General features: G+C 47.5%; 4 protein-coding genes, 4 tRNA genes and 1 rRNA gene. 8 read left to right on the plus strand and 1 reads right to left on the minus strand.

Going from position 1 to position 4,409, the window contains the following annotated elements:
* Window positions 1–3: 3 nt before the first annotated feature.
* The 3 genes from rrf to birA all read left to right on the plus strand — a co-directional run bounded on the left by rrf (window position 4) and on the right by birA (window position 2,243).
* Window positions 4–119: ribosomal RNA gene (gene rrf / locus C7B16_RS23765) — 5S ribosomal RNA — on the plus strand.
* A 133-nt stretch (window positions 120–252) separates the two neighbouring features.
* On the plus strand, window positions 253–1,281 hold the full coding sequence (gene murB, locus C7B16_RS23770) for a UDP-N-acetylmuramate dehydrogenase (RefSeq protein WP_001016702.1): 1,029 nt from the start codon (window positions 253–255) through the stop codon (window positions 1,279–1,281).
* Entirely contained in the window at window positions 1,278–2,243 is a 966-nt protein-coding gene (birA, locus tag C7B16_RS23775; RefSeq protein ID WP_000654622.1) for a bifunctional biotin--[acetyl-CoA-carboxylase] ligase/biotin operon repressor BirA, read from the plus strand. The genes murB and birA overlap by 4 nt, the downstream gene beginning before the upstream one ends.
* 28 nt (window positions 2,244–2,271) lie before the next feature.
* On the opposite strand, the gene coaA is transcribed toward birA, so the two are convergent.
* A complete protein-coding gene (coaA, locus tag C7B16_RS23780; RefSeq protein ID WP_000023077.1) occupies window positions 2,272–3,222 on the minus strand; it encodes a type I pantothenate kinase in 951 nt (316 codons plus the stop codon).
* A 361-nt stretch (window positions 3,223–3,583) separates the two neighbouring features.
* On the opposite strand from coaA, the gene C7B16_RS23795 reads away from it, so the two are divergent.
* The 5 genes from C7B16_RS23795 to C7B16_RS23815 all read left to right on the plus strand — a co-directional run.
* A tRNA-Thr gene (locus C7B16_RS23795) sits at window positions 3,584–3,659 on the plus strand.
* 8 nt (window positions 3,660–3,667) lie between these two features.
* Window positions 3,668–3,752, plus strand: a tRNA-Tyr gene (locus tag C7B16_RS23800).
* Window positions 3,753–3,867: 115 nt separating this feature from the next.
* Window positions 3,868–3,942, plus strand: a tRNA-Gly gene (locus tag C7B16_RS23805).
* A gap of 6 nt (window positions 3,943–3,948) precedes the next feature.
* Window positions 3,949–4,024: transfer RNA gene (locus C7B16_RS23810), tRNA-Thr, on the plus strand.
* Between the two features lie 114 nt (window positions 4,025–4,138).
* Window positions 4,139–4,409 (plus strand): GTP-binding protein (locus tag C7B16_RS23815; protein ID WP_000031677.1); only part of this gene is annotated, 271 nt, incomplete at its 3' end.

Raw genomic sequence — 4,409 nt, forward strand, 5'->3', positions numbered from 1 at the left:
TTGCCTGGCGGAGATAGCGCGGTGGTCCCACCTGACCCCATGCCGAACTCAGAAGTGAAACGCCGTAGCGCCGATGGTAGTGTGGGGTCTCCCCATGCGAGAGTAGGGAACTGCCAGGCATCAAATTAGCGAAAGGCCATCCGTAAGGATGGCCTTTTTGCGCTGGTGAAAACTCTTCCTGTCGTTATATCTACAAGCCATCCCCCCGCAGATACGGTAAACTAGCCACGTTTTTGCATCAGGAAAGCAGCTATGAACCACTCCTTAAAACCCTGGAACACCTTCGGCATTGATCGCAATGCGAAGCACATTGTATGCGTGGAAGACGAAAAACAACTACTCAATGCCTGGCAGCATGCAACCGCAGAAGGACAGCCAGTTCTTATTCTGGGGGAAGGAAGTAACGTACTTTTCCTGGAAGATTACTGCGGAACGGTGATTATCAACCGGATCAAAGGTATTGAAATTAACGATACGCCTGATGCTTGGTATTTACATGTTGGGGCGGGAGAAAACTGGCATCATCTGGTGAAATACACTTTGCAGCAAGGTATGCCCGGTCTGGAAAATCTGGCATTAATTCCGGGCTGTGTCGGCTCATCGCCTATCCAGAATATTGGTGCTTATGGCGTAGAATTACAGCGAGTTTGCGATTATGTTGACTGCGTTGAACTGACGACAGGCAAGCAAGTGCGCTTAACAGCTAAAGAGTGTCGTTTTGGTTATCGTGACAGTATTTTTAAGCATGAATATCAGGATCGCTTCGCCATTGTAGCCGTAGGTCTGCGCCTGCCAAAAGAGTGGCAACCTGTACTGACCTATGGTGACTTAACTCGTCTGGAGCCTTCAACGGTGACACCACAGCAAGTATTTGATGCGGTGTGTCATATGAGAACTACAAAACTTCCCGATCCAAAAGTGAACGGTAATGCCGGTAGTTTCTTCAAAAATCCTGTTGTTTCAGTCGAAATGGCTAAAGCGTTACTGGCACAATTTCCAACGGCACCTAATTACCTCCAGGCGGATGGTTCAGTAAAACTGGCTGCTGGCTGGCTCATCGATCAGTGTCAGCTAAAAGGGGCACAGATTGGCGGGGCTGCGGTACATCGTCAACAGGCGCTAGTTCTTATTAATGAAGGCAATGCGAAAAGTGAAGACGTCGTACAACTGGCACATCACGTAAGGCAGAAAGTCGGTGAAAGATTTAACGTCTGGCTTGAACCCGAAGTCCGCTTTATTGGTGCATCAGGTGAAGTGAGCGCAGTGGAGACAATTTCATGAAGGATAATACTGTTCCACTGAAATTGATCGCCCTGTTAGCGAACGGCGAATTTCACTCCGGCGAGCAACTGGGTGAAACGTTGGGAATGAGTCGGGCGGCTATTAATAAACACATTCAGACACTGCGTGACTGGGGGGTTGATGTATTTACCGTTCCGGGCAAAGGATACAGCCTGCCTGAACCAATCCAGTTACTTAATGCCGAACAGATATTGAGTCACCTGGATGGTGGTAATGTTGCTGTGTTACCGGTGATTGATTCTACGAACCAGTACCTCCTTGACCGTATAGGAGAGCTTAAATCGGGCGATGCCTGTGTCGCAGAATATCAGCAAGCGGGTCGTGGTCGCCGTGGGCGGAAATGGTTTTCTCCTTTTGGCGCAAACTTATATTTATCAATGTTCTGGCGTCTGGAGCAAGGTCCTGCTGCGGCGATTGGTTTAAGCCTGGTTATCGGTATCGTGATGGCGGAAGTACTACGCACGCTGGGAGCTGATAAAGTTCGTGTTAAATGGCCAAACGACCTCTATCTGCAGGATCGCAAGCTGGCGGGTATTCTCGTTGAACTGACGGGCAAAACCGGCGATGCGGCACAAATTGTCATCGGTGCCGGGATCAACATGGCCATGCGTCGAGTCGAAGAGAGTGTCGTTAATCAGGGATGGATCACCTTGCAAGAAGCGGGGATCAATCTGGATCGTAATACTCTGGCAGCCACGCTTATACGTGAATTACGGGCGGCGCTGGAACTCTTCGAGCAAGAAGGACTTACTCCTTATTTGGCTCGTTGGGAAAAACTGGATAATTTTATTAATCGCCCAGTGAAACTTATCATTGGTGATAAAGAAATATTTGGGATTTCGCGCGGGATAGATAACCAAGGCGCATTATTGCTTGAACAGGATGGGATAATTAAACCCTGGATGGGCGGTGAAATATCGCTACGAAGCGCAGATAAATAAAAAAGGGAGCAATAGCTCCCCCTTTAAATTATTTGCGTAGTCTGACTTCTTCTACCGCATGATTAGCACTTTTGGTCAGGATCAGGCTGGCACGTTCGCGAGTAGGAAGAATATTTTGCTTTAAGTTCAGCCAGTTGATTTCCTTCCAAAGCGTCAAGGCAGTATTGATCGCTTCTTCTTTTGTTAATTTAGCGTAGTTATGGAAATAGGAATCCGGATCTGTAAAAGCGCCTTCACGGAATTTCAGGAAGCGGTTGATATACCATGTCTGCAGTAAGTCTTCAGGAGCATCAACATATATCGAAAAATCGACAAAATCAGAAACAAAAACATGATGCGGATCGTGTGGGTAATCCATACCGCTCTGTAAGACATTTAATCCTTCAAGAATTAAAATATCAGGCTGCACGACAGTTTTATCGCCATCCGGGATCACATCATAAATAAGATGCGAGTAAACCGGTGCTGTAACGTTTGGCACTCCCGATTTTAGATCGGAAACAAACTTCACCAGACGATGCATATCGTACGACTCCGGGAAGCCTTTCTTCTTCATCAGACCACGTTCTTTAAGCACTTTGTTGGGATGAAGAAAACCATCGGTGGTGATCAGTTCAACACGACGGTGTTCCGGCCAACGGCTTAATAGAGCCTGTAATACACGGGCGGTCGTACTTTTCCCCACCGCAACGCTACCCGCGATGCTGATAATGTAAGGAATGCGTTGTCCGTTAGTACCAAGAAATTGTTCCAGAACTGCCTGACGGCGCAAGTTTGAGCTTATATAGAAGTTCAGCAAACGCGATAAAGGCAAATAGATCTCGGCAACTTCTTCTAACGAGAGATCCTCATTTATACCTTTGAGACGGGCGATCTCATCCTCCGATAACGTCATAGGTACGGAATCACGCAGAGCTGCCCACTGGTTGCGGTCAAACTGTAGGTAAGGCGTCATTAACGTTTGCTCTTTTATACTCATAAGCATGTTTCTGGCGATCATAGCTCTATCGGCAAAGCGATATTTGCCATGGCGCGTCACAGTTCTGTTGAATGGGTTAATGGGCAGGAGGGTAACACCAGATTGGGAGGAATAATAAGAAAAAATCTCTTTCGACAAGCTATCGTTGAAAAGCAATGTGACAGATATTCCATCTACTAAAAAGAATTGTGTTTTATCTTGAGTGCATTGTTAAACAGAATGATGCTGAAAAAGTATGCTAATCTGTCCCCTGTTTGACTGTTTCTTCATCGTGTTGTGCAAAATATGACCAATAAAACAAATTATGCAATTTTTTAGTTGCATGAGCGCGCATGTCTCCATAGAATGCGCGCTACTTGATGCCGACTTAGCTCAGTAGGTAGAGCAACTGACTTGTAATCAGTAGGTCACCAGTTCGATTCCGGTAGTCGGCACCATCAAGTCCGGTGGGGTTCCCGAGCGGCCAAAGGGAGCAGACTGTAAATCTGCCGTCACAGACTTCGAAGGTTCGAATCCTTCCCCCACCACCAATTTCGGCCACGCGATGCGTAGCCCGAGACGATAAGTTCGCTTACCGGCTCGAATAAAGAGAGCTTCTCTCGATATTCAGTGCAGAATGAAAATCAGGTAGCCGAGTTCCAGGATGCGGGCATCGTATAATGGCTATTACCTCAGCCTTCCAAGCTGATGATGCGGGTTCGATTCCCGCTGCCCGCTCCAAGATGTGCTGATATAGCTCAGTTGGTAGAGCGCACCCTTGGTAAGGGTGAGGTCGGCAGTTCGAATCTGCCTATCAGCACCACTTCTTTTCTCCTCCCTGTTTTTTCCTTCTGTTTATTGCATTCAACAAGTCGGGCATGTTGCCTGGTTGATGTGGTGATATCACCGATTTATCCGTGTCTTAGAGGGACAATCGATGTCTAAAGAAAAGTTTGAACGTACAAAACCGCACGTTAACGTCGGTACTATCGGCCACGTTGACCATGGTAAAACAACGCTGACCGCTGCAATCACTACCGTACTGGCTAAAACCTACGGCGGTGCTGCTCGCGCATTCGATCAGATCGATAACGCGCCGGAAGAAAAAGCTCGTGGTATCACCATCAACACTTCTCACGTTGAATACGACACCCCGACCCGTCACTACGCACACGTAGACTGCCCGGGGCACGCCGACTATGTTAAAA

This window comes from Escherichia sp. 20412-1, from assembly GCF_003027595.1.
Lineage (GTDB): Bacteria > Pseudomonadota > Gammaproteobacteria > Enterobacterales > Enterobacteriaceae > Escherichia > Escherichia marmotae.

Bases quoted from the DNA above. Each gene is read 5' to 3' on its own strand.
- murB (WP_001016702.1), top strand. From the start codon at position 253: ATGAACCACTCCTTAAAACCCTGGAACACCTTCGGCATTGATCGCAAT.
- birA (WP_000654622.1), top strand. From the start codon at position 1,278: ATGAAGGATAATACTGTTCCACTGAAATTGATCGCCCTGTTAGCGAAC.
- coaA (WP_000023077.1), bottom strand. From the start codon at position 3,222: ATGAGTATAAAAGAGCAAACGTTAATGACGCCTTACCTACAGTTTGAC.